This is a genomic window from Aliidiomarina sp. B3213 (assembly GCF_003290085.1).
Classification (GTDB): domain Bacteria; phylum Pseudomonadota; class Gammaproteobacteria; order Enterobacterales; family Alteromonadaceae; genus Aliidiomarina.
On the sequence record NZ_QMKJ01000026.1, the window covers coordinates 1 to 274 of the forward strand.

The window sequence follows — 274 nt, forward strand, 5'->3', positions numbered from 1 at the left end:
AGCACTGGAGCATTGTGGCAAGCCTGAACAAAAAGGGGCCATAGCTCAGCTGGGAGAGCGCCTGGTTTGCATCCAGGAGGTCTGCGGTTCGATCCCGCATGGCTCCACCATTTCCTCATCTTTGCTTTTACATAGTGTATTGATAAGTGTTTTTACGAGAATATTTATCAATCACATTATGTGATGTAGCTCTTTAATAATTTGGACAAGCTGATAAAGAAACAAACGAAGTTTGAACAAGCCAGGTATAACTCACCAGATTATTTGGTGGCGT

The 274-nt window shown here is 43.1% G+C and carries 1 tRNA gene; it reads left to right on the forward strand.

The features are described from left to right. Positions 1–34: 34 nt before the first annotated feature. Positions 35–110 (forward strand) — tRNA-Ala (locus tag DQX04_RS12405). The last annotated feature ends 164 nt before the right edge of the window (positions 111–274 follow it).